29 protein-coding genes are annotated in these 25,929 nt (G+C 63.0%); 10 read left to right on the top strand and 19 right to left on the bottom strand.

Annotated elements, in window-relative coordinates; translation table 11 throughout:
* Positions 1 to 6 precede the first annotated feature (6 nt).
* Positions 7 to 351 (bottom strand): YciI family protein, encoded by a 345-nt coding sequence (locus AC1DVN_RS14310; protein WP_007730031.1) that lies wholly within the window; start codon positions 349 to 351, stop codon positions 7 to 9.
* A gap of 140 nt (positions 352 to 491) precedes the next feature.
* Between AC1DVN_RS14310 and AC1DVN_RS14305 the strand changes: the two genes are divergently transcribed.
* Entirely contained in the window at positions 492 to 968 is a 477-nt protein-coding gene (locus tag AC1DVN_RS14305) for a DUF309 domain-containing protein (protein ID WP_020970927.1), read from the top strand.
* On the top strand, positions 968 to 1,606 hold the full coding sequence (locus AC1DVN_RS14300) for an LON peptidase substrate-binding domain-containing protein (RefSeq protein ID WP_029256355.1): 639 nt from the start codon (positions 968 to 970) through the stop codon (positions 1,604 to 1,606). Before AC1DVN_RS14305 ends, AC1DVN_RS14300 begins: the two co-directional genes overlap by 1 nt.
* A 6-nt stretch (positions 1,607 to 1,612) precedes the next feature.
* On the opposite strand, the gene AC1DVN_RS14295 is transcribed toward AC1DVN_RS14300, so the two are convergent.
* Genes AC1DVN_RS14295 through AC1DVN_RS14280 form a run of 4 tightly spaced genes read right to left on the bottom strand, consistent with a single transcriptional unit; the run spans position 1,613 to position 5,376 of the window.
* Positions 1,613 to 2,428, bottom strand: coding sequence for a mycofactocin-coupled SDR family oxidoreductase (locus tag AC1DVN_RS14295; protein WP_134998884.1), 816 nt, complete (start codon positions 2,426 to 2,428; stop codon positions 1,613 to 1,615).
* 58 nt (positions 2,429 to 2,486) lie between these two features.
* Complete coding sequence (locus AC1DVN_RS14290) at positions 2,487 to 3,113, bottom strand: LutC/YkgG family protein (RefSeq protein ID WP_477993945.1); 627 nt, start codon at positions 3,111 to 3,113, stop codon at positions 2,487 to 2,489.
* Positions 3,110 to 4,630: a LutB/LldF family L-lactate oxidation iron-sulfur protein gene (locus tag AC1DVN_RS14285; protein ID WP_134998886.1), complete on the bottom strand. Its 1,521-nt coding sequence runs from the start codon at positions 4,628 to 4,630 to the stop codon at positions 3,110 to 3,112. Before AC1DVN_RS14285 ends, AC1DVN_RS14290 begins: the two co-directional genes overlap by 4 nt.
* Complete coding sequence (locus AC1DVN_RS14280) at positions 4,627 to 5,376, bottom strand: (Fe-S)-binding protein (protein WP_134998887.1); 750 nt, start codon at positions 5,374 to 5,376, stop codon at positions 4,627 to 4,629. The genes AC1DVN_RS14285 and AC1DVN_RS14280 overlap by 4 nt, the downstream gene beginning before the upstream one ends.
* A gap of 98 nt (positions 5,377 to 5,474) precedes the next feature.
* Between AC1DVN_RS14280 and AC1DVN_RS14275 the strand changes: the two genes are divergently transcribed.
* A complete protein-coding gene (locus tag AC1DVN_RS14275) occupies positions 5,475 to 6,185 on the top strand; it encodes a FadR/GntR family transcriptional regulator (protein WP_029256358.1) in 711 nt (236 codons plus the stop codon).
* 84 nt (positions 6,186 to 6,269) lie between these two features.
* On the opposite strand, the gene AC1DVN_RS14270 is transcribed toward AC1DVN_RS14275, so the two are convergent.
* From AC1DVN_RS14270 to AC1DVN_RS14235, 8 genes are read right to left on the bottom strand one after another with little or no spacing between them, the layout of a single operon-like run.
* Complete coding sequence (locus AC1DVN_RS14270; protein ID WP_029256359.1) at positions 6,270 to 6,896, bottom strand: TenA family protein; 627 nt, start codon at positions 6,894 to 6,896, stop codon at positions 6,270 to 6,272.
* Complete coding sequence (locus AC1DVN_RS14265) at positions 6,893 to 7,645, bottom strand: glutamine amidotransferase (protein ID WP_003939869.1); 753 nt, start codon at positions 7,643 to 7,645, stop codon at positions 6,893 to 6,895. The genes AC1DVN_RS14270 and AC1DVN_RS14265 overlap by 4 nt, the downstream gene beginning before the upstream one ends.
* Positions 7,638 to 8,687, bottom strand: a complete 1,050-nt coding sequence (locus AC1DVN_RS14260) for a phosphotriesterase family protein (RefSeq protein WP_003940279.1) — start codon at positions 8,685 to 8,687, stop codon at positions 7,638 to 7,640. The genes AC1DVN_RS14265 and AC1DVN_RS14260 overlap by 8 nt, the downstream gene beginning before the upstream one ends.
* The gene (locus AC1DVN_RS14255) at positions 8,684 to 9,727 is read right to left on the bottom strand and encodes an ABC transporter permease (RefSeq protein ID WP_020970933.1); all 1,044 of its coding nucleotides are present in this window, start codon (positions 9,725 to 9,727) and stop codon (positions 8,684 to 8,686) included. The genes AC1DVN_RS14260 and AC1DVN_RS14255 overlap by 4 nt, the downstream gene beginning before the upstream one ends.
* Positions 9,724 to 10,494, bottom strand: a complete 771-nt coding sequence (locus tag AC1DVN_RS14250; RefSeq protein ID WP_003939830.1) for an ATP-binding cassette domain-containing protein — start codon at positions 10,492 to 10,494, stop codon at positions 9,724 to 9,726. The genes AC1DVN_RS14255 and AC1DVN_RS14250 overlap by 4 nt, the downstream gene beginning before the upstream one ends.
* Before the next feature lie 2 nt (positions 10,495 to 10,496).
* Positions 10,497 to 11,504 carry a substrate-binding domain-containing protein gene (locus tag AC1DVN_RS14245; RefSeq protein ID WP_019745494.1) on the bottom strand — a complete coding sequence of 336 codons (1,008 nt, stop codon included), beginning with the start codon at positions 11,502 to 11,504 and terminating at the stop codon, positions 10,497 to 10,499.
* Positions 11,501 to 12,400, bottom strand: a complete 900-nt coding sequence (locus tag AC1DVN_RS14240; RefSeq protein WP_092764202.1) for a carbohydrate kinase family protein — start codon at positions 12,398 to 12,400, stop codon at positions 11,501 to 11,503. Before AC1DVN_RS14240 ends, AC1DVN_RS14245 begins: the two co-directional genes overlap by 4 nt.
* 2 nt (positions 12,401 to 12,402) lie before the next feature.
* Complete coding sequence (locus AC1DVN_RS14235; RefSeq protein ID WP_003940276.1) at positions 12,403 to 13,245, bottom strand: BtpA/SgcQ family protein; 843 nt, start codon at positions 13,243 to 13,245, stop codon at positions 12,403 to 12,405.
* 234 nt (positions 13,246 to 13,479) lie between these two features.
* On the opposite strand from AC1DVN_RS14235, the gene AC1DVN_RS14230 reads away from it, so the two are divergent.
* A complete protein-coding gene (locus AC1DVN_RS14230; protein WP_019745496.1) occupies positions 13,480 to 14,505 on the top strand; it encodes a LacI family DNA-binding transcriptional regulator in 1,026 nt (341 codons plus the stop codon).
* Here AC1DVN_RS14230 and AC1DVN_RS14225 read toward each other — a convergent pair.
* The 4 genes from AC1DVN_RS14225 to AC1DVN_RS14210 form a co-directional block, all read right to left on the bottom strand.
* Positions 14,466 to 15,548 (bottom strand): M20/M25/M40 family metallo-hydrolase, encoded by a 1,083-nt coding sequence (locus tag AC1DVN_RS14225; protein ID WP_477993944.1) that lies wholly within the window; start codon positions 15,546 to 15,548, stop codon positions 14,466 to 14,468. The two genes, AC1DVN_RS14230 and AC1DVN_RS14225, sit on opposite strands and share 40 nt — an antisense overlap.
* 26 nt (positions 15,549 to 15,574) lie before the next feature.
* Entirely contained in the window at positions 15,575 to 16,192 is a 618-nt protein-coding gene (locus AC1DVN_RS14220) for a sortase domain-containing protein (protein ID WP_283567703.1), read from the bottom strand.
* A complete protein-coding gene (locus AC1DVN_RS14215) occupies positions 16,164 to 17,861 on the bottom strand; it encodes a hypothetical protein (RefSeq protein WP_477993943.1) in 1,698 nt (565 codons plus the stop codon). Before AC1DVN_RS14215 ends, AC1DVN_RS14220 begins: the two co-directional genes overlap by 29 nt.
* A 133-nt stretch (positions 17,862 to 17,994) precedes the next feature.
* Positions 17,995 to 18,567 carry a peroxidase-related enzyme gene (locus AC1DVN_RS14210; protein ID WP_477993942.1) on the bottom strand — a complete coding sequence of 191 codons (573 nt, stop codon included), beginning with the start codon at positions 18,565 to 18,567 and terminating at the stop codon, positions 17,995 to 17,997.
* A gap of 154 nt (positions 18,568 to 18,721) precedes the next feature.
* Between AC1DVN_RS14210 and AC1DVN_RS14205 the strand changes: the two genes are divergently transcribed.
* Positions 18,722 to 19,600, top strand: a complete 879-nt coding sequence (locus tag AC1DVN_RS14205) for an AraC family transcriptional regulator (protein ID WP_477993941.1) — start codon at positions 18,722 to 18,724, stop codon at positions 19,598 to 19,600.
* Positions 19,601 to 19,663: 63 nt separating this feature from the next.
* Here the strand turns inward: AC1DVN_RS14205 and AC1DVN_RS14200 are convergent, their stop codons facing one another.
* A complete protein-coding gene (locus AC1DVN_RS14200; protein WP_477993940.1) occupies positions 19,664 to 20,311 on the bottom strand; it encodes a CoA transferase subunit B in 648 nt (215 codons plus the stop codon).
* On the bottom strand, positions 20,308 to 21,054 hold the full coding sequence (locus AC1DVN_RS14195; RefSeq protein WP_007730016.1) for a CoA transferase subunit A: 747 nt from the start codon (positions 21,052 to 21,054) through the stop codon (positions 20,308 to 20,310). Before AC1DVN_RS14195 ends, AC1DVN_RS14200 begins: the two co-directional genes overlap by 4 nt.
* A gap of 171 nt (positions 21,055 to 21,225) precedes the next feature.
* Between AC1DVN_RS14195 and pcaH the strand changes: the two genes are divergently transcribed.
* From pcaH to AC1DVN_RS14170, 5 genes are read left to right on the top strand one after another with little or no spacing between them, the layout of a single operon-like run.
* Positions 21,226 to 21,945: a protocatechuate 3,4-dioxygenase subunit beta gene (gene pcaH / locus AC1DVN_RS14190; protein WP_046379373.1), complete on the top strand. Its 720-nt coding sequence runs from the start codon at positions 21,226 to 21,228 to the stop codon at positions 21,943 to 21,945.
* Positions 21,938 to 22,579 carry a protocatechuate 3,4-dioxygenase subunit alpha gene (gene pcaG / locus AC1DVN_RS14185; RefSeq protein WP_092764213.1) on the top strand — a complete coding sequence of 214 codons (642 nt, stop codon included), beginning with the start codon at positions 21,938 to 21,940 and terminating at the stop codon, positions 22,577 to 22,579. The genes pcaH and pcaG overlap by 8 nt, the downstream gene beginning before the upstream one ends.
* An 11-nt stretch (positions 22,580 to 22,590) precedes the next feature.
* Positions 22,591 to 23,919: a 3-carboxy-cis,cis-muconate cycloisomerase gene (gene pcaB / locus AC1DVN_RS14180; protein WP_092764215.1), complete on the top strand. Its 1,329-nt coding sequence runs from the start codon at positions 22,591 to 22,593 to the stop codon at positions 23,917 to 23,919.
* Complete coding sequence (pcaDC, locus tag AC1DVN_RS14175) at positions 23,916 to 25,097, top strand: bifunctional 3-oxoadipate enol-lactonase/4-carboxymuconolactone decarboxylase PcaDC (RefSeq protein WP_092764217.1); 1,182 nt, start codon at positions 23,916 to 23,918, stop codon at positions 25,095 to 25,097. Before pcaB ends, pcaDC begins: the two co-directional genes overlap by 4 nt.
* A complete protein-coding gene (locus AC1DVN_RS14170; protein WP_007730008.1) occupies positions 25,094 to 25,918 on the top strand; it encodes an IclR family transcriptional regulator domain-containing protein in 825 nt (274 codons plus the stop codon). Before pcaDC ends, AC1DVN_RS14170 begins: the two co-directional genes overlap by 4 nt.
* Positions 25,919 to 25,929 lie beyond the last annotated feature (11 nt).

Genomic DNA, 25,929 nt, shown 5'->3' with positions numbered 1-25,929 from the left:
GGCGAATCAGTCCCCGAACCCGGCCAGCGGACGCACCTCAACGCTTCCACCGTCGCGCGCGCCGGGGCACCGCGCGGCCCAGGCCAGCGCCGCATCCAGATCAGGAACGTCGATGACGTCGTAGCCGCCGAGGATCTCACGGGTTTCAGCGAAGGGTCCGTCGGTGACGGTCTTTTCCCCGGACTGCGAGACCCGAACCGTCGTCGTAGTCGTCAGGTCGGCGAGGGCATCGCCGGACACCCAGATACCGGCATCCTTCATTTCCTTGTCATATTGCTGCCAGTCCTCGAACGTGCACTGGGGTTCGGTGTCTCCGCCGGGTGCGGTGTAGATGAGCAACATGTACTTCATGACTGACTCCTTGGTCTGTTGTTTCTCTTCCGGCTTTCTTGCCTTACAACATGACGACGAACGGTTCTCCCCGGAATCGACAGGCGACTCGAAAAAACTTTCGGCGGGTTCGTCCGAGATGCTGCCGTTAGGCTGAGTGTATGACCGAACGCGACCGGGACGCCGCTGGAAAGCCCCTCAATTCGCGGCCCCGCGACGGACTCGGCCGTCCACTGCCACGTGACGCAGCGGGCGGCGTCCCGCGCATTCCCGACGATGTGCGCCTCCCGCCGGACGAGTCGATCACCGAGGCTCAGCGTCTTCTCGACCACGGGATGCCTTTTCACGCGCACGAAATTTTCGAAGGAACGTGGAAGGACGCTCCCGCCGAGGAGCGTGACCTGTGGCAGGGACTGGCTCAATTGGCCGTCGGGCTCACCCATCTACTTCGGGGCAACAACACCGGTGCCGTCTCACTCCTCGGCCAGGGTCACGACCGCATCAGGCACTACGAAGTGGAAAGTCCGCACGGCCTCGACATCCCCGGCCTGCTGATGTGGTCCGAGCACCTGCTCGCTGAAATCGATCGCCCCGGCGATTTCCCCGCCCCTCCGATTCCGAGGTTGAGAATCCCCTGATGCCCATCTTCCCCATGTTTCCGCTCGGCTCTGCATTGCTTCCGGGTGAGGTGTTGCCACTGAACATCTTCGAGCCTCGGTACCGCGCACTGGTAGAGAACGTTCTCGAAGCTGCCGACGGCCCACTGTTCGGAGTAGTGCTCATCGCTCGTGGCCACGAGGTCGGTGGCGGCGAATCACGCCACGACATCGGCACTCTGGCTCGGATCGAGTCTCATGTCGCAATGGGCGCCGGACGGTATCAGTTGTATTGCCGGACCGAAGACCGCATCCGCGTCAATCGCTGGCTACCGGACGATCCTTACCCACTCGCCGAGGTCGAATTGTGGCCTGACGAGAACAACGGAACACCTGTCACCGCTTACGAATACGACTCTCTCCTCGAGCGCATCGAGTTCATGTACGGAATGCTGGGAAAGCTCGCACTTCGGGCCGGCGAACAGACTCCGCGAATGCCCGTCCCACCGGATCCCTTGGATCCGCTGGGTTCTCGGCTGTATGCCCTCGCCAGGAGCATTCCGATGGGTGACGCCGATCGCCTGGCGATTTTGACCGCGCCAGGCGCCGACGAACGTATTCGCACGCTCTCGGAGGCGGTCGAGAACACCATCGAGGTGGCGCAGTTCAATCTGCTCTGAGCGCGACTACGCCATCGTCTGACCCATGTCGATGACGATCTTCGTCCCGGTGACCGCGCGGGAGAGGTCCGTCGCAAGGTAGACCACGGCGTTGGAGATGTCCTCGACGGTGGTGCGTGGGACGGACGTGAGCGGCCACTTGTACGAGTTCATGTACTCCGGATGAGTAGTGAGCACCTTACCCACGTTGGGATCGTTACCCATCTCAGTCTCCACCGCGCCAGGGTGGATGCTGTTGACTCGAATGTCGAAGCTACCCAATTCCGTTGCCGCAGTGCGAGCCAAACCCACGAGACCGTGCTTGGCCGCCGAGTAGTGCGCACAACCAGGCGCTTCGGCGACGCCGGCAGCACTGCTGACGATCACGATGGAACCACCGTTGCCCGCCTCGATCATCGAGGGAACCGCAGCCGCCATCGTGCGCCACACACCATTGAGATTGATGTCCACCAGCGTCGACCACTGTTCTTCCGGCATCTCCCAGAAACGATTCCACGTAGCGATGCCCGCATTGGCGATCACGACGTCGAGGCGACCGAACTTGTCGACGCCCGACGCCACCGCCGCCCGCAGCGCCTCGAGGTCACGCACATCCGCTACCGCGGTGACGATCTCGCTCCCCTCTGCTCGCACGAGACGGGCCGTTTCTTCGAGGTCGGCTTCAGTCGCGGCCGCGTAACCCACGTCTTCAGACACCGACGCGCACACGTCGACAGCGATGACGTCGGCACCTTCCTGCGCGAGTCGGATCGCGTGATTGCGTCCCTGACCCCGCGCTGCACCGGTGATGAAGACGACCTTGCCTGCCAAGAGTTGTGTCATGGCCGGGACGTTAGACGCTGATGTGGCCCGCTGCCCCTGAGTTCCCGCTCGGCGGGAATCAGCCATCCACGATCACGACGTGCAGATTTCGCGGACCGTGTACACCTTCGACGCGTTCGAGTTCGATGTCGGAGGTTGCCGACGGGCCGCTGATCATGGTGGTGGGACGCTGCGGCGTCAGCCGCGCAATCGCCTCCGGCACTCCCACTTCCACACTGCTGCGATACACGACGCAGATGTGTGTGTCCGGTACCAGAGTCAACGCACGACGTCCCTGCTCCGGACCGGCGTCGAGGAAGATGGTGCCGGTCTCGGCGCACGCTACCTTCGAGCCGGTGACAACGGCGTCGAGGTTCTCGAGTTCGGGAGCCGGTACGTCCGGGCTGTCCACCACCAGCGTTCCGTCGAATCCGGCTACCCATGATCGGTCGAGGCCGGCGGGGATCCCCAGAGTGTTCAGTCCGTGCTGTCTCAGTATTCCGGCGACGGCCTCGGCGATTTCTGTTGCAGCGCAATGGTGAACGTGCGCCTTGTAGTCCACCAGACGGTCGACGAACAAATCGATGAGCTCCCCGTCTGGCATGGTTCTGCCAGTCCGGTAGTTTCGCGGTATCTCGCCTTCACCGGCGGGCGCCAAGGTGACGGCATCACGAATGCGTCCGAGCACCACGTCACGTGAATTCATCTGTCTGCCTTCCCGTCACGACGAGCCTCGTCCAATGCCTCGCGGCCTTCGTCGGAGTCCCACCAGGATCGGAAGGTCTGCTTGGGTGGAGCGGGAATGTCTCTGGCAGCTGTCCAACCGTTCAGTGGAGGGGGCAACGTGGAGATCTTCCCTTTCCTGCCGGCCACGACGCGTCCGAGCCCGGCAGCTTTCTGAGCCAGCGTCCACCTGCCCTCGGTCGACATCGCCAGAGATGCGGCTTTCATCGCCAAAGACTCTGCCGTGACACCGGATTGCTCGACCTTCTGGTGCCGCAATTCGACCAGCAGCGACGGGATGTCGATCTTGACCGGGCAGGCGTCGAAGCACGCACCGCACAGACTCGAGGCAAAAGGAAGAGTCGAATTCGGATCGTCTTTGCCATGCATGCCCGCGAGCTGCGGAGTCAGTACCGCGCCGATCGGTCCCGGATAGGTGGATCCGTAGGCGTGGCCACCGGTGCGCTCGTAGACCGGGCACACGTTCAGGCACGCCGAGCACCGTATGCAGCTCAGGGCTTCCCGCCCGATCTTGTCGGCAAGCGCGGCGGTCCGGCCGTTGTCGAGGAGGACCAGGTGAAATTCCTGTGGACCGTCGTCAGGCGTCACGCCGGTCCACAGGGAGGTGTACGGGTTCATCCGCTCCCCCGTCGACGACCGCGGCAACAGTTGAAGGAAGACCTCCAGATCCTGATAGGTCGGCAGAATCTTCTCGATGCCCATGACGGTGATCAGCGTTTTCGGCAGCGTCAGGCACATTCGCCCGTTGCCCTCCGACTCCACGACGGTCAGAGTGCCCGTGTCCGCGATGCCGAAATTGGCGCCGGAGACTGCGACGGGCGTCGTCATGAACTTGTGGCGCAGAAACTTTCGTGCAGCTGCGGCAAGTTCGGCCGGGTTCTCCCCGAGGTTCGGATCGACATCTGGCATCTCACGCAGGAATATCTCCCGAATCTCGGACCTGTTGCGATGGATCGCAGGAACCAGAATGTGCGACGGTTTGTCGTGGCCGAGCTGGACGATCAATTCCGCGAGATCGGTCTCGTAGGCGATGATTCCCTGGGTTTCGAGATGCTCGTTGAGACCGATCTCCTGCGTTGCCATCGACTTGACCTTGATGACCTCGTCGGAGCCGGTGGCTTTGACAAGCTCGGTCACAATGGCGTTGGCCTCGTTGGCATCCGCTGCCCAATGCACCTGCCCACCGCGAGCGACTACTGCAGCTTCGAACTGTTCGAGCAGTTCCGGCAACCGCGCCATGACGTCGGCCTTGATCGCCGAACCCGCATCCCGCAGCTCCTCCCAATCGGGGAGCTCTCCAGTTACGTTGATGCGCTTGGCACGGATGGTATGCGTTGCCTTGCCGATATTGCGTCGCAGTTGCGCGTTGGCCAGCTCGTGATGTGCTGCGACAGGGAACTTCTCAGTACCTCGCAGGAACCCTGCACCTTCGGGTGACCTCGGCGGAAAGCTGGGCAGACCCAGCGTCACAGCGCTCATGCGTGCACCCGGCTTTCCACCGATGCCAGAATCTCCGCGAGGTGAATGGTCTTGGCGCCCATCTGCAGTCGTGACATCCCACCGCCGATGTGCATGAGACAGGACGAATCTCCGGCGCTGCAGAACTCTGCGCCGGTGTCGGCCACATGGCGAATCTTGTCAGCCAACATGGCCGTCGACGTCTCGGCGTTCTTGATGGCAAACGTGCCGCCGAAGCCGCAGCAGGAATCTGCTTCCGGGAGTTCGACCAGATCGATGTCGCGGACGTTGCGCAGCAACTGAAGTGGTTTGTCTCCCACTCTCAACATGCGCAGTGAGTGACAGGTCGGGTGATAGGTGACCCGGTGCGGGAAGTGCGCACCCACATCGGTGACACCGAGAACGTCCACGAGGAATTCCGAAAGCTCGTACGTCTTTGCCTTCACTGTCTGCACCTGCCCACACAGCGACGCGGTGCCGTAGCGCTCGGCAACGATCTCGTGTTGATGACGGATCGAACCGACGCACGATCCCGATGGTGCGACAACGGCGTCGATCGACGCATCACCGAAAGTATCGGCGTAGTTCGCGACCAGTGGCAGCGCGCCCGGCTGGTAGCCGGTGTTGACGTGCATCTGCCCACAGCAGGTCTGCCCGGACGGAAACACGACGTCGTGCCCGAGACGGGTGAGCAGGAGGGCGGTGGCCTTGACGGCGTCGGGAAACATCGTGTCCCCGATGCAGGTGGCGAACAGCGCTACTCGCATGTGGTTCCCCGCAATCTGTCGGTGTGGTCTGACCACAGTAATACATCCCCGGACAGGCCACCCCGTAAACGGCGTCCACCCGGTTATGCTCTTGCCTCATGCCGACCGAGCCGAGCCCGCGAGCGTGGGAACAAGTACTGAGCCACCTCGAACGTCGGCTCGTTTCAGGCGAGGTGTCTCCTGGCCAGCGCCTGCCGGGAGAGAGAATTCTGGCAGCAGAGTTGGGCGTCGGACGGTCATCGGTCCGAGAAGCGTTGCGGGTCATGGAAGCACTCGGCCTCCTCAAGGCGCAGACTGGCTCCGGCCCGACGTCCGGCGCGATGATCGTGGCCAAACCGACCGGCGGCATGACCATGCTGATGCGGATGCAGGTTGCAGCACAAGGATTTCCGGTCTCGGATGTGGTGAAGACACGACTCGTTCTCGAATCCGAGGTGATGCAGTCCCTGGCATCGCGGACCCCGACGCCCGACCTCAGCACGGCCGTCGAACTGCTCGACTCGATGGATGACGTAGATCTGTCGGCCGAGGAATTCCTACTACTCGACGCGCAATTCCACGTAGCGCTCGCCGACGCGGCGGGCAATCAGGTGATCGCAGCCATGATGACCGGCCTACGAGAGTCCATCGAGGCCTACGTTCTCGCGGGCGTGCAGATCGACAGCTGGCCGAGCACCTGCATGCGACTGCGTCACGAACACCGAGGATTGGTCGATGCGGTCAACGCGGGTGACGGCGAACTCGCACGTCAGCGCATAGTCGGACACATCCGCGGTTACTACTCGGAAAGCGCTCACTCCAGCCGGTGACAGGGGGTGGTAATTGCACCCCCAGAAGTCGTGTACTGTTGGTTTCACACCGACGCGGGGTTAATAAAGGCGCACAGCAGTAGCTCACACCGCCACGTTGTGAAAATCGATCTCCGCGGCCAGCATGCCGGAGAACCACCGATCCAGGTCCTCGTCGGTGACGGACTCGGGCATGGCGTCCACCTCGCACGCCAGCACCGCCACCTGAGATACGAACGGCGGAGCGACATGCATGTCTACCCAGTCCTGCAACGCTGGTTCGCGCTGTACGTTCACTGCCGCCGCCTCCCGGCACCACGACAGATACAGGGTTTCCGCGGCGTACATGCCCACCAGGGCCGCCGCCCTGCCCTCTTCGCCAGCGAGGGTCAAGGCATGCGTCGACAGCACAGACGACTCCTCGACCAGAGCCGCTGCGTCCCCCGCGTACGGGAAGCGGGAACGCAACTGCGCGAAATACTCGCGCTGTTCGCCCACCAGGTTCGACATCGACGTCACGTGGTCGAGCGCGTCGTCGAGCGTCGGGGATTCGGCGACCACCAACCCCAACACCTTGACGGCCGTCAGTACGAATGCCTCTTCGATCACGAGGTACCGGCGGAATCCCTCATCACTCAACGTCCCGCCGATGGTGTCCTCGATGAATGGAACCGCCCGCGCGGCAGCGAGATTACTCTGCTGCCGCGCGAGCAGGTCTGAGGAGCGACTCATTCGCCGGCGACCCAACTGATCAAGCCGTCGAACAGGTCGGTGTATCCAGGCCACTGCTCACAGAACTCCGGCGGAGCCCAGTGCGGCGAGCAGTCCGAGGTGAAGACGATCGACCGTCCGGCGCCGTATTCACCGGCAGCGACAAGCGGATCGCCGTTGATGGTGGCGGGAACCACGGCACCGTCCTTCGCGACGACGCGGTTGTATCCCAGGAGCGCCGGCCAGGAATCGCCGGCACCACCGAGAGCCGGGTGAGCAGCATCGACGACGGTGGGAACGATCCCGGCCGGTGTCTCGACGCGATCGTCTTCGGCCAGCATCGTCACGGGCAGTACCTCGGCGATCGCGGTCTGGCGGAAAGCTGCTCGCGCCTGGAACCCGGAGAACGAGAGGTAGCCACCGATCATCATCAGTGAGCCGCCGGCGTTCACCCAGTCACGAAGCGCGACAAGGCGATCCTCCCCGGCGCGGAACTGGTCGAAGACACCGGGAGCCAACTGCAGCGAGTTCGCTCCGATGTCGGAGAGAACGACGACGTCGAACTGGGACAACGCTTCTGCGGTACCGGGGAACTGCGTCGGCACCAGGTGTGCGGGCATGTGTGTCACGTCGTGGCCACGTGAGGTGAGCGCATCCCGAAGCGGACCGACTCCCTCGACGTAGGAATGGACACTGAACTCGTCGACGCCCTTGACGTGCGTCGACGTCGTCATCCAGCTCTCGCCGGCGATCAGTACTCGTTTACCCATGACTGCTTCTGTTTCCTTTCGCGGCCTGCTCGAAGAGCGACCTCGGGTTGTCTCGCATCAGTGCGGACACTTGCTGGGGATCTACGCCTGCGCGCACCAACCGGGCGGCGAAGGCGAGTGGTACGTAGGAGAATCCGTTTCCGCCGTGCTTTCTGAGCATTGATTTGAGGAAGAGGTCGTGACTGAGCAGGAGCTGTGATGCGTGACCGGAGGTGACCAATCCGGCTACCGCAGTGGCTGTTTCCGCCGGATGCGGCGAAAGACCCTCGCCGGGAAAATCGAAAGGCATCCCGATCATGTCGAACTCGAGAAAGACACCGCGGTCGGCGAGCGATCGTTGGTAGTCGGCGTCGTGTCCGGACGGGTCCATGTGGCACAGGACCACTGCTTGCGGATCGACGCCCATCTCGTCGACCACGATGTCGACGACGTGATGTCCGACGCGCTGCCATCCCGGAAGGTGGACGAACAGGGGCACGTCCACCTCGCGCTGGGCGATGCATGCCGCCCTCAACGCTTTCGCCTCGTTCTGAGTGAAGAGCGGGGAGACTCCGATCTCCCCGATCACGCCAGGTGCCAATTCCTTTGCCGGATCGAACTCCTCGACGAGCGAACCTGCCAGATCGTCGACACCGAGTTCGTGGACCTCGACCGGATGGGTCGTCTCCAGGTACCACCCTGAACCCATGATCACTCGCACGTCTGACTTTCGCGAGAACTCCGCCAACTTCTCCGGTGCCCGGCCCAGTCCCGGCGGTGTCAGATCAACGATCGTCCGACCACCGAGGCGGGCGAAGTCCACAAGGTCTTCCACCACGGCCGCTGCGTCGTCGACTCGACAATTGTCGAGACTGTAGTACGGATTGTCGTGAAGAAGCCAGGCATCCTCGGCGCGTACCGGACCGGCCAACCGCTGTGCCACAACCGGATCCGGGGCCTCGGTGTACGCACCGGTGACGTCGTTGTGCAGATGTTCGTGTGGGAGAACCAGTCCGAGTTCCGAGCTGTCCACAGTTCCCGTGACAGTACGAACCTTGCTCATGAGCGTGCAGGCCCCGAGGGTGCGGACTGCAGGTGTCGCCACAGCGCGCTCAGGGTGTGTCCCCGCATGTTGATCCAGATGGCCAGTAGCAGAACGACACCGGTGATGATCGGCGTCAGGAATGGGCTCACGCCGAGCAGGGTCAATCCGTTGGCGATGATTCCGGTCAGGACGGCGCCGATGACGGTACCGATCACGGTGCCGCGACCGCCGAAGAGGTTGGTGCCACCGAGAACCACCGCGGTGATCACCGTGAGCTCGAATCCCGTTGCGGAGTTGGCCGAACCCGAGCCCAGTCGAGCCGCGATCAGCAGTCCCGCGATACCGGCAGCCAAGCCGGTGAAGACCAGCGTCATCATGAGCACACGACGCGTGTTGACGCCGGACCGTCGCACGGATTCGACGTTGGATCCGATACCGGTGACGTAGCGCCCGAAGCGCATGCGGTTGAGCGCAATTGCTCCGATGATCACGACGACGAGAGCAATCCAGGCGCTGGCGGAGAACCCGAGGAACTCAGCAGTTCCGAGCTTCGCGAAGTAAGTGTCGGCCGGAACCGGAACGGAGAATCCTTCGGTCCGATACAGCGCGATACCGCGAATGACGGACATCGTCGCCAGAGTCACGATGAACGGCGGAATACCCTGATAGGCAGCGAGCCATCCGTTGACCAGGCCCCAGGCCGCACCCATCACCGGGGCGGCGACGAAGACCAGGGACGAATCGACGCCGGCCTGGATAAGCTCGGCACTCATCGCCGCGACGAACGCGACGATCGCACCGACGGACAGGTCGATCTGACCTGCCGTGATCACGAAAGTCATCGCCACCGCGATGATCAGAACCGGAGCGATCTGGGTTGCCAGGTTCGACAGGTTCGTGAATGTCAGGAACGACGACGTGGTCGCCGAGAAGACGGCTGCGACAGCAACTGTCACCGCCAGCATCGCGAGGGTGGGCTTGTTGACGCTGTCCCACAAGGAGGGTTTCGCGGCGAGCTTGCGCTCGATCGGCGCCTGGGTCTTCTCGAGAGTGGTCATGCCGTGGCTCCCTGTGTTGCTGCCGATGTCCGTTGCGGCACCGGAGTTCGAGTGATGAGTCCGACGAGGGACTCGATGTTCAGGTCGCCGATCGGAACGTCGTCGACGCTCTGCCCCTCGTACATGACCGTGATTCGGTCACATACGCGGAACAGGTCCTGCAGGCGGTGTGTCACGAGAATGACGCCCACTCCGGCCGCTGCGACGTCCGTGATCAGCTTGAGCACCGACTCGACCTCGGCGACGGCAAGCGCTGCGGTGGGCTCGTCGAGGATCAGTACGTCTGGCCGGAAGGAGACTGCGCGGGCGATCGCGACGGTTTGCCGCTGCCCGCCGGACAGTTGCCCGATCTCCTGGTAGGTCGACTTCACCTTGACATGCAGGTCGGCGAGAATGTGAGCCGCCTTCTCGTGCATGGCATGCCGGTCGAGAAATGGACCTTTTCGCGGTTCTCTGCCGAGGAACAGGTTGCTCGCGACATCGAGCGTGTCGCACAACGCCAGGTCCTGGTAGACGATGCCGATCTTCTTCTGCTGCGCGTCGAGCGGCGTCGAGAAGCGCACTGGTTCACCGTTGACGCGCATTTCGCCGCCGTCGTGCTGGACGGCGCCCGCGAGGATCTTCATCAGGGTGGACTTGCCGGCGCCGTTGTCGCCGACAACTCCGAGTACTTCACCCTTCGCCAGCCGAAGGTCAACTCCTTGAAGGGACTTCACCGGTCCGTACGACTTGGTGATGCCCGAGAGTTCGATCAGTGGAGGTGCCATGATTACTTCTCCAAGTAGTACATGTAGTCGGCTACGTTCTCCGGGGTCACGATCTGGGTGGGGACGGGGATGTTCGCCGGAGCGCCGCGACCACAAGCCAGGTCGATTGCCGAATTCATTGCCTCGTGGCCGAATTCGAAGGTGTTCTGCTGGACCACGCCTTTAAGCCAACCGGCTTTGAGTCCGCCTACCGCCTGATCCGAAAGATCCCAACCGACTGCTTCGATGCGATCCTGCGCCTTCTGACTGTTGACCGCCGCAACGAGTCCGATCAAAGCCGGCTCACCGGTTGCGTAGACGTACTTCATGTCGCCACCGCCGGTCAGCAGGTTCTCCGCTGCGGTCTGTGCGTTCTCCTGAATGTTACGTCCGTCCACGACGGTGCCGACGGTCATTCCGCGGCCGGTCACGGTCTCCGTGAAGCCCTTCTGCCGCTCCAACTGGACAGTACTGTTGAGCGCGCCGACGATACCGACCGTTCCGGTGTTGTTCGCGACGTCGGCCAAGGTGTTTCCGATCTTGGCACCGCCCTCGGCATTGGCCGTACCGACCTGAGTCGACAGCGCCGGATCGTCGATGGTCGCGTCGACCGCGACGACGGGGATGCCCGCGTTCTTGGCCTTGACCACCGACGGCTTGATTCCGTCCGTGTCGATTGCATCGACGATGATCGCGTCGACTCCGGCGGCGATCAGATTGTCGAAGGCGTTGGCCTGCGCCACGGAATCGTCGTTGCCACTGATGATCTGCAGGTCGACACCTGCCTTGTCCGCGACGTTCTTGGCGGCATTGTTGATCTGGTTGAAGTACAGCGCCTGAAGGTTGATGGTCACCAGACCGACCTTGAGCTTGCCGTTCGTCCCGTCGCAGCTTTCGGCGACTCGGGTCGGCTGCGGGATGGACGAGCCACCCGATGCGTCCTTCGAGTCACTCGACGAAGCCGAGTCACAAGCGGTGAGCGTGAGCGCGACTGCAGCTCCCAGCGCCAGAGGCAATGCACGTTTCATCATCGAGTCTCCAAAAGGGTGTGAGGGGTCAATGTTGCTGTGAAGCTGTCCAATTCATCTCGGGTGGGGCATCCACGGGGTCCGGCAGTGGCGCAAGCCAAGGCAGCCGAGGCTCCCGCGAGTCGTGCAGCGTCCACCGGTGAGCGCCCGGCGTCGACAAAAGCGATGTACGTACCGCCGAAGCAATCACCGGCCCCGACGGCATCGACGACGTCGACCACTACTGCCGGTTCGCTCGTCACCTCGCCGCCCGGTGTGGCCAGTGTCCAACCTCGCGAGCCGTCGGTCACCAGCAGGTGTGTGTTGTGCTCGGCGGCCAGTGCCTGCCACTGATCGAAACCGATCCCGAACTCGCCTTCCCACAGGGCACGCCCTACGACGACGTGGTCAGCGAGCGCGAATGCGCGCAGTGCCGCGGCTTTGTTTTCACAACCGTCCAGATCGATTACCAGACTTACGCTTCCCGGCAATCCCTCTGGCAGGAAGCCCGCACGGTATCCGTCGAGGAACAGCCGTCCACCACCGGCAGCAGCCAATCGGGTGATGACAACTCCGATGCGTTCGGCATCGTTCGGGTCGTCTTGACTGATGATGGAGCGATCGCCGTCCTGCGCGATGAGTACAACTGCCGTCGACAGGAACGCATCTCGCGGCGACCAACTGGTGTCGATGCCGTCAGCCTCGAGGGCTTCGAGAAACTCGGTGGATCGCGCGTCCGGGCCCACGGCACCGGCAAAGATCACCTGCGCGCCCATTCGGGCTGCGGATACCGCAGCATTTGCATTCATTCCACCGTCGATCTGACTGATGGCCGTTGCCTGCACGCGCTCTCCGAGCACCGGTACATGTGGAACATGTACCGTCACATCGTTGTTGGCGTATCCACAAAAGACAATCATGGTTACTTTCCTGCGGCCCGGGACAGTTCGCGGACCTTCTCGCCTGCGACCCGTCCCCACCAGCGTCCATTGTCCTTCACCGAGGATGCAACTATGGCGCCGTCGCATTCCTTCATCAGCGCTGCGACGTTAGCAGCCGTGATGCCGGATCCGATGATCACGGGAAGAACGGTGTTGTCTCGGATCACGGAAACCTCGTCGACCGAAGCGGCGTCACCGGTGCGCGAACCGGTCGCGATCAGGACATCTGCATCGAAGAACTCGGCGTCTTCGGTCTGTTCCGCGACGGTGCGGTCCGCAACAATGGCATGCGCACCATGCTTGACGTGCACGTCAGCGAAGATCCGGACCGGGTCGGCGCCGATGCGATGACGGAAGCGCGTCGTCTTGGCCGCCTGACCCTCGATGAAGCCCTCATTGGCAATGTAGGCATTGGCCCACTGATTGACGCGCACAAAACTCGCGCCTGCCGCCCACGCCGCGGCCACTCCGCACTCGCCGGCGTTGGACAGGATGCTGACGCCGACGGCCTTGCCGAACTCACCGACCACCGCTGCCGTGATGACTCCCATGCTGGCGGCGGTTTCGTATCCGTGTTCACCGGGCTTGAGGAACGGTATGTCCCAGTGATTTTCGACGATCACACCGTCGAAACCGTTGTCGACGTACGCGTGCGCTTCCTCCACAGCGAAGCGAGCAATTTCCGAAACCGGCTGCCCGGTGTAGTGCGGGCTGCCCGGCAGAGCAGGGAGGTGGATGGCCCCGATGAGAGAAGGCGTGCCGGTGAACATCTCTGCCAACGCCGAGGGCTTGGGCGGAAAGACTCCGAGCGGTGATGCGGTCACTTCAGCTACCCCATTCCATGCGCAAGATTTGCGCTGTATGTCCATGCACAAGATCTGCACACGATGTAATCGATTGCCTTGATGAATTAGCAGGTTATGCGATCAACACCGGGTTGTGTCAAGGATTTCACAATTCGAATTTGTAAACGATTGCCTCAATCGCGTTACATGCGGGACACTGGACCGTGCGGTTCGATAACCTCGGACCCGAATCGAGCAGAAAACGGGGGACGCATGCGCAAGGCGACCATTCGCGATGTCGCGGAACTGGCCGGGGTCTCGACTGCCACCGTGTCGCGGGCACTGTCCGGATCCCGCCCTGTCTCGGACGAGCTTGCAGCGACGATCAAACGAGCCGCGGATTCTCTCGGATACTCGGGAAACATCATCGCCAGCTCACTGCGTCGTAATCGGACGGACACTGTCGGCATGGTGGTTCCCAGTATCGCGAATCCCTTCTTCACTTCGTTGGTGGTCAATGTCGAACACGTCCTGGCTCAGCGCGGCCTACAACTGTTCCTGTGCGATTCTCGTTCCGATCCCGACGTGGAAGCGCAGCGGCTCAAGTCGCTCGTCTCGCGGCAGGTAGACGGAATCATCATCAGCCCGTGCCACGGCGAATTGAGTGCCGAAGCAGTACGAGCCAGCGCAGCAACGCTTCCGGTCGTTCAACTGGACCGGTTTGCAATGGATACCCAAACGGACTGGGTCGGTGTCGACGACGACGCCGCTCAATCACTCGTGATGGAGCATCTGTCCGAGCGCGGCGCGCGATCGGCTGCCTTCATCAGTTCCGAGCTGACCAATTCGTCGACCGAACTTCGCCGGGCCGGATTCTTCCGCCATGCGGATCGAATGGGAATCGAAACTCGTGACGAGTGGACACAACTTGGCGAGTATTCGATCGAATGGGGACGCACGGCGTCCAACACCATCCTGACCGGCAAGACTCGCCCCGACGCCTTGGTCTGCGCCGACGACCTGATCGCGCTCGGTGTGCTGCAGACCTGCCACGCATTGGGCATCGACGTCCCCGGCGACGTTCTGGTCACCGGTTTCGACAACATCCCCTTCTCCGAACTGTGCAATCCGCCGTTGACCACGGTCGGACAGCCGCAGGAGAGAATCGCGGAAGAAGCTGTGCGACTTCTGGATCAGGCGATGAACAACTCTTCCGAGTCGACAGCCCACATTGCGCTTGCTCCTGAACTGATTGTCCGTCAGTCCACCGTCGGCCAAGCAGCAGCCACGGCACCGTAGGCAGCGATCGCATCGTCCAGTTCCGAGACCTTGACGCTTTCGTTGGCCGCATGCATCAACGAGGGAGTGCCAGGGCCCCAGATCACGACGGGAGCGCCGGGGGCGGCCGCTGCCAGCACCGAAGCGTCGGTGAAGTACGAAACCGGTTCGGTTGCAACAGGGATCGGCAAGGTAGCCAACCACGGATCCGACGCGTCGGTACGCACACCTCCCAGGTGAATCGACGTCTCCACCGAGTCGACTTCCGGTTGGGCGCGCCACCATGCAAGCAGGTCTGCGCCGTCTCCCACCGTGCGGTGATCGATCACCGCACGTGCATTGTCCGGCACGATGTTCGGAGCCGAACCGCCGCCGACCAAACCGAGGTTCCAGGTTTCGGCGCCCAGAAATACGTCGGACGACAGCGGAAGCTCACGCCGAGCTCGATCGACGACGTCAAGCAGTTTGAGGACAGCGTTAGTTCCTCGCTGCGGCGTACTCCCGTGCGCGGCTTTTCCTTTGACGGACACTTCGAGCCACAGTGCACCGCGGTGCCCCAGGTTGATGCGATTGCCGGTCGCCTCGGGAACGATGACAGCCCCGACCTCGAGATTCGCCACGGCGTCGGCCGAACGAACGGCCCCGAGCGATCCGATTTCCTCGTCGCTCGTCAGCAGTAGTGCGACCGGCACTCCACGTTCGAAAGCGTCGACAACCGCGGCAGTAGCGGCAACAAGGCCGGCCTTCATATCCGATGTCCCTCTGCCGAGGAACAATTCGCCGTCGACCTGTGCGGCGTACGGGTCGAACTCCCAGTCGGAGACAGTGCCCACTGGCACCGTGTCCACGTGGCAGGCGAACAGTAGTCTGGCTGCCGAGGGTGCAGCCTCGTTGGCGATCAAGGCCCAGGGATGATTGCCGGTCAGGTCTGACTCCACCTTCGCCTGTGGCGCACGTGAGAGAACCAACGAGACAATCGAATCCATCGCCCGCCGTTGAGAAGCGGCCTCCCCCGAGACCGTGTCGAGAGCTACCAGTTCCGAGAGAAGTCCGAGGGAATCCATGTCCCTATTCTTGCACTGCCACGGATTCAGTGCGCTGCCAGCTGGGCGATGACGACGTAATTGTCGTCGGTCGACTCTCCTTCGACGACATCACAATTGGCGAGGATCAACCGCCCGGGAACTGATTCACGCAACTCGTGAGTTCCCAGCAGCGAACCTTTGTGCAGCGGCCCGACGGTTTCGACGTCGTACTCGAGCACCCCGTTCGGTGTGCTCAGCAGGACGTGATCTCCTGGCTCCACCACCCGGAGTGCCCGGAACGGTGCTTCGCGAGTGGTGAAGTTGTGGCCGACCACGACAACTGTTTGTGTGGTCGACGTTCCCGGCATTCCGCTCTCGCCCCACCACACCGGCAGTTCGTCGACAGGATTCAGTTGCTGCCCACTCTCGCCGCCGCGCATCAGTTTCTCCGAGTGCAACGGACTGCTCAGGTACGTGACCCCGGACGCAGACCTCAACTCGATCCGCTCGGGTTCTGCCGGATCGACGGTCACCGAAGCCGGTGCAGCCGCGATATGCGACTGCACCGGCGAGCGGTCAGGTAGCGATCCTTCGTTCTCGCCCGAACATCCGGATGCGAGGAGGGCGAGGATCGCTACCGCCGAGAGGCCGGCGCTACGCAGACGTGTTGCCCGGGCCGTCATGACGCTTGCGACGAACAACCACCGTCGTAGCTGCTGCGGCGGCAGCGCCCACGACTCCGACGCCGATCAATACAGCCGGCAGGTTGGAGTTGCTGCTACCGCTGGTGCTGCTGCTTGCAGTGTCACCGAGAGCAAGTTCGACGGGGGGCAGGCTTCCAGCGAGTGCCGGATCGCCGTCGGCATCGGTGACGTAGTAGTCGACGACGTCGAAGGCGCCCTTGTTGTTGTAGTAGCCGACCAGCTTGACGCCGGTCTTGTTCACTACAGCGGTGGTCTCGTCGACCTTCGTGACTCCGGAGTCGTCGTCGGTGTGCTCACCGATGATCACTTCACCGCCGACGCCTGTTCCGTTGTCGATCTCCTTCTCGCCCTTTGCCTTGAGCTCGTCGGCGATCTTCTGCGCTGCATCCGCTTCGGCCTTTGCGGCGGCTGCAGCGGCCTGAGCTTCCTTGGCCTTCGCTGCTGCGGCGTCGGCTGCGGCCTTCGCGTCTTCGGCGGCTAGGTAGAGATCCTGCGCCTTCTTGCTCGCCGCTTCGGCAGCTTCGGCCTTCTTGGCGGCTTCGGCAGCCTTTTCGTCGGCAATGGCTCGCTTGTCGGTGGCAGCCTCGCCCGCAGCATCGGCTTCGGCCTGGGCCGTCTCCGCGGCCTTCTGCGCAGCGTCGGCGTCCTTCTGTGCGGAAGCTGCGGTAGCTGCCGCTTCATCAGCGGCCTTACGGGCGGCGGTGGCAGCTTCTACCTCGGTGGCAGCCGCGGACTCGGCTGCCTTGGCCGTGGTTTCCGCGGCGGTGGCCACTTTCTGAGTTTCCTTGACGGTGATCGCGAGCTGCTTGGCGTTCCATGCGGCGGCCAGAGCCTGAGCCTTAGCGACGGCTGCCTTCGCGAAATCCCAGTTCTTGAAGGCTTCCTCGGCTTCCTTGTTCTTGTCCGCAACCAGCTTGGCGTTTGCATCCGCGGCAGCCTTCGCCTCATCGGCCTTGGCCTGCAGAGCATTAGCCTCGGCGCGCGCCTGTGCTGCCTCTTCTGTCTTGGGCCCCGAACCGGCGGCCTTCGCCGCTTCCTCGAGTTCAGCAGCCTTGGCTGCGGCGGCGTCTGCTTCTGCCTGAGCTGTTTTTGCTACCTCTTTCGCATCGGCCGCCGCGGACTCCGCAACCTTGGCTGCCTCTTCGGCTTCCTTGGCAGACTGTTCCGCGGCCCCTGCCTCCGCCTTGGCCTTGGTCGATTCGACCGCCGCCTTGGTTGCCTCGACGCTCGCCTGAGTCATTGCCTCGGTCGCCTTCACCGAAGTGTCTGTCGCTGCGGACGAGTCGACCCCTGCCGTCGCGGCTGCTTCGGCGGCCTTCGCTGCCGCGTCGGCTGCTGCTTTAGCTTTCGCTTCGGCTTCCGCCAGTGCTGCGGCGTCCGTACCTGCGGTTTCGGCACTGCCCGCGCCCGCGACCCCGGCTTCAACCTTCTCGGGTGTGGTCTCGGTGCTCGTCGCCGCGTCGGCGTCGGTGGTGGCAGCTGCCTCTTCCTCGGCGCAGGTCACCAGCGGATCGGCACTCGGGGTACACACGGTTTCGGGCTCTGCCGATGCAATTCCTGTGCCGCCCACCGCCAATCCGAGAGCTAGTACGGCACCGGCGGCCGCAGAGCGGACCCTCCGAGAATGGGCGATGGACTTCTCCGACATAGCGCTCAACCTTTCGGCCTTCTTTACGAAGACGGCAATTCCGGCGTGGACAGCCTTTACTTCGTCGGCTGAGTTCCAGACGTTACGACCGGTCGGTCCGAAAAATTGAAAGCTTATGTTCGAGTCGCAGGAATCAGGACCGCGGAACGCGCCCCATCAGGTAGAACTCCGGATTGGGCAGCATGCCGGAGAAGCTCGCCATGCGATTGCTCAGCCCGAAGAATGCAGTGATCGCGGCGATGTCCCACGCGTCCTCGTCGCCTAAGCCGTGCACACGGAGGGTGTCGAAGTCGACGTCGGCGATTTCGTGCGAGGCGGAGTTCACCTTGGTGGCGAAGTCGAGCATCGCGCGCTGACGATCGGAGATCTCTGCGGTGCGATAGTTGACCGCAACCTGGTCGGCAACCAGCGGCTTCTTCTCGTAGATACGCAGAATCGCGCCGTGCGCGACAACGCAGTACGTACATTTGTTGGCCGCAGAGATCGTGGTGACGATCATTTCTCGATCGCCCTTGGTGAGTGCGGAATCTTCCTTGAGCATGATCGCGTCGTGGTATGCGAAGAATGCCCGGAACTCGGCTGGCCGCCGAGCGAACATCAGGAAGACGTTGGGCACGAACCCTGACTTCTCCTGGATCTCGAGAATCCTGGCGGCGATGTCCTCGGGCACCTCGGTCAATTCAGCCTGCGGAAAACGGGTGCTCACTGTGCCTCCTGGTCAACCATCGATGTTCGATTCAAGATAATGATGATTAACTGAGTTGTCCAGATGCATTTCCTGCCCTACTTTTTCGGGCACGGATAGTCGGGTACGACCCAAGTGATCTGCGTAGCGTGAAACCCGTGAACAGGAAGACACGATGATCGACGGACTGAACCGCGCGCTCGACTACATCGAAAGCAATCTGAGCGGCGAGATCGACACAGCCGAGATGGCAAGGCTGGCAACCACCTCGGAGTATCACTTTCGGAGGATGTTCTCGGCCCTGGCCGGCATTCCCGTATCCGAATACATCCGTCGACGTCGACTCACCCTGGCCGGTGCCGAGTTGTCCGTCAGCAGATCAGGCGTGTTGGAGACCGCCGTGAAGTACGGCTACTCGTCCGCGGAAGCCTTCACACGAGCGTTCACCGCATTTCACGGCGTGAGCCTCGGCACGGTCAAACGCGCTCCCGCCGTTCTCAAATCACAACCGAAACTTGTCATTCACGTGACGTTGGAAGGAGCCACACCGATGGACTACATGCTTGTGGACAAAGCTGCCCTGACGGTAGTCGGGTTCAAGACCCGGGTTCCACTGGTACACGAAGGTCCCAATTCTTCGATCGAAGATTTCACCCGCTCCGTCGACAAGGTTGCGTTGCGCGGGTTGCGCGAGCTGTCCGATCAGGAACCGGCGGGAATCGTCAGTGTCGTCGACAATTTGGCGCATCCCAGAACCGAAGGTACAGAACTGGATTACTACCTGGGAGTGGTCACCGGCAAACCTTCACCCACGGGTTTCGATGTGCTGACGGTCGACGCACACACGTGGGCCGTGTTCACCGCCGACGGGTCGGCAATCGAATCTGTGCAGTACTTGTGGCGAGATATCTACACGGAATGGTTCCCGGCCAACCCTTTTCGCTCCGTACCTGGTCCCGAGATCATGCGTACCGAATACAACGACGATTTCACCGTCGCGCGGTTCGAGCTCTGGATTCCGGTCGAGAGCGAGCTGAACGACGTCGGGGCGTAAAACAGCCGCCGGGTCGGATGGAAGTCACGACCCGGCGGCTGAGCCATCAGATGAAACAGACTGTCAAAGAATCAGTTTCGATCCGGTAGCGGCAACCACGTCGTCGACGCTGATGCCCGGCGCCGTCTCCACCAGGCGGAGACCGTCGTCAGTCACGTCGATCACGGCCATATCGGTGATGATTCGCTGGACGCAGCCCTTACCGGTCAGTGGAAGCGAGCACTCCTCGACGATCTTGTGCTCACCCTTCTTCGAGACGTGCTCCATCATCACGATGACGCGCTTTGCGCCGTGGACCAGATCCATCGCGCCGCCCATGCCTTTGACCATGTGGCCGGGGATCATCCAGTTCGCGAGGTCTCCGGTGGCACTGACCTGCATGGCACCGAGCACGGCAACGTCGACCTGGCCGCCGCGGATCATGCCGAACGACGCTGAGGAGTCGAAGAACGACGCACCGGGGAGAACGGTGATGGTCTCCTTGCCCGCATTGATCAGCTCGGGATCGAGTTCGTCCTCGGTCGGGTACGGCCCCACGCCCAGAACGCCGTTCTCCGAATGCAATACAACGGTGATGTCGGTCGGGAGGTAGTTCGGAACCAGCGTCGGCATACCGATGCCGAGGTTCACGTACTGCCCGTCCTCGAGTTCGCGCGCGACGCGGGCCGCCATCTCTTCGCGGGTGAGTTTGGTGGGTAGTACAGAAGTCATGCTCGTACCGTCCGATTCTCGATGCCGACCGTCACGGGGCCGACGTGGACAACACGCTGAACGTGAATGCCCGGCGTGTGGATCTCGGCAGGGTCGAGCTCACCCGGCTCGACGAGGTGCTCGACCTGCGCAATGGTGATGCGCCCCGACGTTGCTGCAGCCGGATTGAAGTTCTGGGTACTCGCGCGGTAGACGAGGTTGCCGTGCCGGTCACCTTTCCAGGCATGGACCAGTGCATAGTCGGCGACGATGCCGCGCTCCATCACATAGGTGACGCCGTCGAAGTCACGAGTTTCCTTGGGCGGACTGGCAACTGCGATGCCGCCGTTGCCGTCGTAGCGCAGTGGCAGGCCGCCGTCGGCGACCTGGGTGCCGACGCCGGCCGGGGTGAAGAACGCGGGGATGCCCGCGCCCCCGGCGCGCATGCGCTCGGCGAGCGTGCCCTGCGGCGTGAGTTCGACTTCCAGCTCACCGGAAAGGTACTGACGCGCGAACTCCTTGTTGGAGCCGACGTACGAGCTGACAGTACGACGGATACGCCCCTTCTCCAGAAGCACTCCGAGCCCGAACCCGTCGGTGCCGCAGTTGTTACTCACCGTTTCGAGTGATGTCGCGCCCTGCTCTAGGAGCGCATCGATGAGGATTTCCGGCACTCCGACGAGCCCGAAACCTCCGACAGCGATCGTGACGCCGTCCGGCACGTCGGCGACGGCCTCGGCAGCAGTGGGAATGACTTTGTCCATCATGTCGATCACAGTAGCGCGGTGCGTACGTATTGTGAACCCCCGTGCGCATCACGAACATTTTTCGCCCCCGGCATTGCCTGGGTCACATCTACGAACTATTCTGTTCGCAGAGCGCAACACATGTACACATTGCGAACAACTTCACGTAACCGAACGACGAGGTTCCCTATGCTGCATCTACCGCCGAGGTACCAGCGGCCGACTGGCGTCAACGCCCCGGCCGATTTCGCGGACTACAAGACCACTTCCCTTCGCCACCCGAAGCAACCGCTCAAGCTGCTCCCCCAGCGCCTCACGGAGCTCACCGGGCCGGTATTCGGCGAAGATCGCGTCGGCGCCGGCGAAAACGACCTGACCATTGCCAACGGCGGCGAAGCACAGGGACAGCGCATCGTCGTTCACGGCCGTGTACTCGACGGCGACGGAAAGCCGGTCCCCCACACACTGCTCGAGGTGTGGCAGGCCAACGCCGGTGGACGCTACCGCCACACCGGCGACAACTGGCCCGCGCCGCTGGACCCGTTCTTCAACGGGCTCGGTCGCTGCGTGACCGACGCGAACGGCCACTACAGCTTCACCACGATCAAGCCGGGCGCCTACCCGTGGATGAACCACGACAACGCCTGGCGACCGGCCCACATCCATTTCTCGCTGTTCGGCACGGCATTCACGCAGCGCCTCGTGACGCAGATGTACTTCCCCGAAGATCCGATGTTCTTCCAGGACCCGATCTACAACTCAGTGCCCGAAGAAGCCCGTCACCGCATGGTCAGCGTCTTCGACTACGACGCCACAGTCCCCAACTGGGCTCTCGGGTTCCGCTTCGACATCGTCCTGCGCGGCCGTAATGCCTCCGTATTCGAGAACGAGGAAGACCACGATGACTGATCGCACCGCGAAGCCCGCACCCACTTATCCGGTCGTCCCCGGCGACTTCACCACCGCCCCCTTCGGGGTCACGCCCTCTCAGACCGTCGGACCGTACTGGCACATCGGCCTCCCCTGGACGGACGGCCCCGACGCTGCCCCGAGCGATACCCCCGGACGAATCACGCTGGCCATCACGGTGATCGACGGCGCCCGTACACCCGTCGCCGACGCGATGATCGAAACATGGCAGGCCGATACGCTCGGGCGCTTCAACCATCCGGACGATCCCCGCGGTGCAGTGGACCTCACTCCGGCGGGTTTTCGCGGATTCGCCCGCAGCGCAGCAGATTCCACCGGCACCGCACTGGTCTACACCGTCAAGCCCGGAGCGCAGCCCACTGAAACGGATGCGGACGAAGCGCCGCACGTCAACGTGTCGGTCTTCGCTCGCGGCATGCTCGACCGCCTGGTCACCCGCTTGTACTTCCCCGAGGACACCGACGCACACGTAACAGATCCGGTGCTGTCCTCACTGAGCGAAACCGAACGCGCGAAGTTGGTTGCAACCAAGGTCGACGGTGGGTACTCCTGGACGGTCTATGTTCAGGACGAGGACGCGAACGGCGTCGAGACGCCCTTCTTCGAGCTGTAAGAGGAGTACACATGCCCACTCGCGGCGCACTGTTCGACCCGGTGTTCGGGGCCACCCGAGTATCGGAGCACCTGTCCGACCAGGCGTGGGTCACCGCGCTGCTCGAAGTGGAAGCCGCACTGAGTTGTGCGATGGCCACTGTCGGGTTGGCCGACGGGGAACATTGCACCGCGGTGGCGACCGCCGCAGCTGAACTCTCACAACCGGGCGGCCTGGACATCGTGGCGCTCGGCCGCGCGTCGGCTGCCGGCGGAAATCCCGTCATTCCGCTGGTGAAGATGCTGCGCGAAAGGGTGGGACAGGAAGGTGTGCCTGCCTCCGTGGTGCACCCGGGCGCCACCAGTCAGGACATCATGGACTGTGCGCTGATGCTGTTGACGCGACGCGCGGGCACAGTGGTTCTCGCCGACCTGACCCGCGCCGCCGATTCCGCCGCCCACCTCGCCCGCATCCATCGCTCTACTCCGATGGTCGCGAGAACCCTGGGACAACAAGCACTTCCGACCACCTTCGGGCTACTGGCATCGAGTTGGTTCACCGCACTCGACGCCGCAGCGATTCGTCTCGAAATCGTGCTGTCCACGTTGCCGGTTCAATTCGGCGGAGCCGCAGGAACACTCGCTGCGTTGTATCCCGACGGGCTCAGGATCGCGGACGCGCTGGCCGACGAACTCGGTCTGGCCAGGCAGGTCACTCCCTGGCACACCGACCGCGTGACCATCGCAGAACTCGCGACCACACTCGGTATCGTCGCCGGCGCCGTTTCCAAGCCCGCCACCGACATCACCGTCATGGCGTCCACCGAGCTGTCCGAGGTCGCCGAGAGCGCTCCGGGCGGCTCATCGGCCATGCCGCACAAGCAGAATCCGGTTGCCGCGATCACCGCCCGCGCAGCAGCGCGACGTGCTCCCGCACTGGTGGCCACAGCCCTGTCGAACATGGATCACGAATTCGCTCGCGCCGCAGGCCCCTGGCACGCCGAGTGGGAAACCGTCACCGATCTCCTGCGTCTGGCAGGCGGAGCAGCGCACCAGCTTTCCGTGAGCCTCACCGGCCTGCAAGTACACACCGAGTCGATGGCTCGTAATCTCGACATCACCGGTGGCCTGATTCTCGCCGAGCGTGTCACCAAGGCCCTGTCCGCACACACTGATCGAGCACGCGACATCGTCACCGCGGCAGCCACTTCCGGAACCAGGTTGGATCGTGATCCCGCCATCGCAGAGCACCTGAGCGAAACCGAGATCGCCGAACTACTCGACCCCGCACACTATCTGGGCCACGCCACCGATCTGGTCGACCGCGCCCTCGCCGAACGCCCCACAGGAGGATCTCGATGAGCGTCGCGCTCAACTTTCAACAGACAGGCAATCCCGATGCCCCGGCAGTGGTTCTCCTGGGTTCACTCGGATCCGATCTGTCCATGTGGCAGCCGCAGATTCACGCGCTGTCGAATCGCTACCGCGTCATCGCCGTCGACCATCGCGGCCACGGCAAGTCACCGGTGCCTGCGGGCCCCTACTCCATTGCCGGTCTCGCCGGCGATGTCATCGCTCTCCTCGATTCGCTCGAACTCGAGTCCGTACATCTCGTTGGGCTCTCCCTCGGCGGCGCTGTCAGCCAATGGATCGCCGCGCACCACCCCACTCGCGTCGAGACGTTGACGTTGATGTGCACGTCCTCGCAGTTCGCCCCGGCTCAGCCGTGGATCGATCGTGCGCAGGCTGTCCGTGCGGACGGCATCGCGTCCATCGCGGCCGCCGTCGTCGGACGCTGGTTCACGCCGGGACTGGCCGAAAACGATCCGGAGCTTGTCGCCCGCCACGTCGCGATGGTCGAAGCCACACCCGACGAGGGTTATGCCGCCTGCTGCGAGGCGCTTTCGGTGTGGGACGGCCGTGCCGACCTGGCCCGCATCGTCGCTCCGACGCTCCTCGTCGCGGGCGAGCAGGATCCGTCGACACCTCCGGCGACGTTGAGCGCGATCGCCGACGGTATCGCCGATGCGGTACTGCACGTGGTTGATCCCGGCGCACACCTCGCCAACGTCGAACAGGCCGGGCGCGTCACCAAACTGCTTGCAACGCATATTGCCTCGCACACATCTGCGCTCGCCCAACGTAGCGCCGCGGTATCGGCAGGTATGACCGTACGACGTCAGGTGCTCGGCGACGCCCACGTCGATCGTTCCATCGCCGGTGCCACCGACTTCACGGCCCCGTTCCAGGACTTCATCACTCGCACGGCGTGGGGCGACATCTGGTCACGCCCCGGCCTCGATCACCACACCCGCAGGCTCCTCACTCTCGCGATCCTCACTGCCGTCGGCAACGAACACGAACTCGACATGCACATTCGCGCTGCGCTGCGTGCCGGGATCGATCCCGACGAACTCGTGGAAGTATTTCTCCATACCGCGGTTTATGCGGGTGTGCCGAACAGCAACTTGGCTTTTGCGCTGGGAAAGCAAGCACTCGCAGACCTCTCGGCCGAACCTGAGGAGAACGAGACAACATGAGTGAGAACAGCAGCGAGCAAGCGCCGGGACCGTCCCCGGACTACGTGCAGTCGCTGGCACGTGGACTGTCCGTCATCAAGGCTTTCGACGGTGAGCACCCGCGTCGCACCCTCAGCGAGGTTGCCAGGCACACCGATCTCACGCGTGCGACTGCTCGCCGCTTCCTGCTCACACTCGTCGAACTCGAATACGTACGTACTGACGGTTCGGTGTTCTGGTTGACGCCGCGAGTCCTCGAACTCGGCTACAGCTACCTCTCCAGTCTGTCCCTTCCCGAGATCGCCGGGCCGCATCTGGAAGCCTTGTCCGCCAAGGTCCGTGAATCCACGTCCGTGTCGATCCTCGACGGCGACGACGTCGTGTACGTGGCCCGTGTTCCGGTCAGCCGCATCATGACGGTTTCCATCACCATCGGCACGCGCTTTCCCGCGTACGCCACATCCATGGGTAGGGTTCTGCTCGCCGGCTTGCCGGACGACGCCCTGGACGCCTACCTCGCCCGAGTGTCCTTCGCCCGCCTGACCGGCAAGACCATCTCCACCGCCGACGGTCTGCGTGCCGAACTCGAGAAGATTCGCGCCGACGGATTCGCGATTGTCGATCAGGAACTCGAAGAGGGTCTGCGCTCGCTCGCCGCACCCATCCGGGACGCAACCGGTGATGTGGTCGCGGCTGTCAACATCTCCACCCAAGCCGCCCGCTACAGCGCCGAAGCTGTTCGCGGTGAACTGGTTCCGGCCGCAGTCGCCACCGCGGACGCCATCTCCGTCGATCTCGGACGTACTCAGTCGTCCAACAATCACTCGGCAGCCACTCGCTGACCGGGCATACC

This window comes from Rhodococcus sp. P4_E4, from assembly GCF_056401575.1.
The sequence above is the reverse complement of the archived record's forward strand: the minus strand, read 5'-3'. Positions and strand labels throughout refer to the sequence as shown.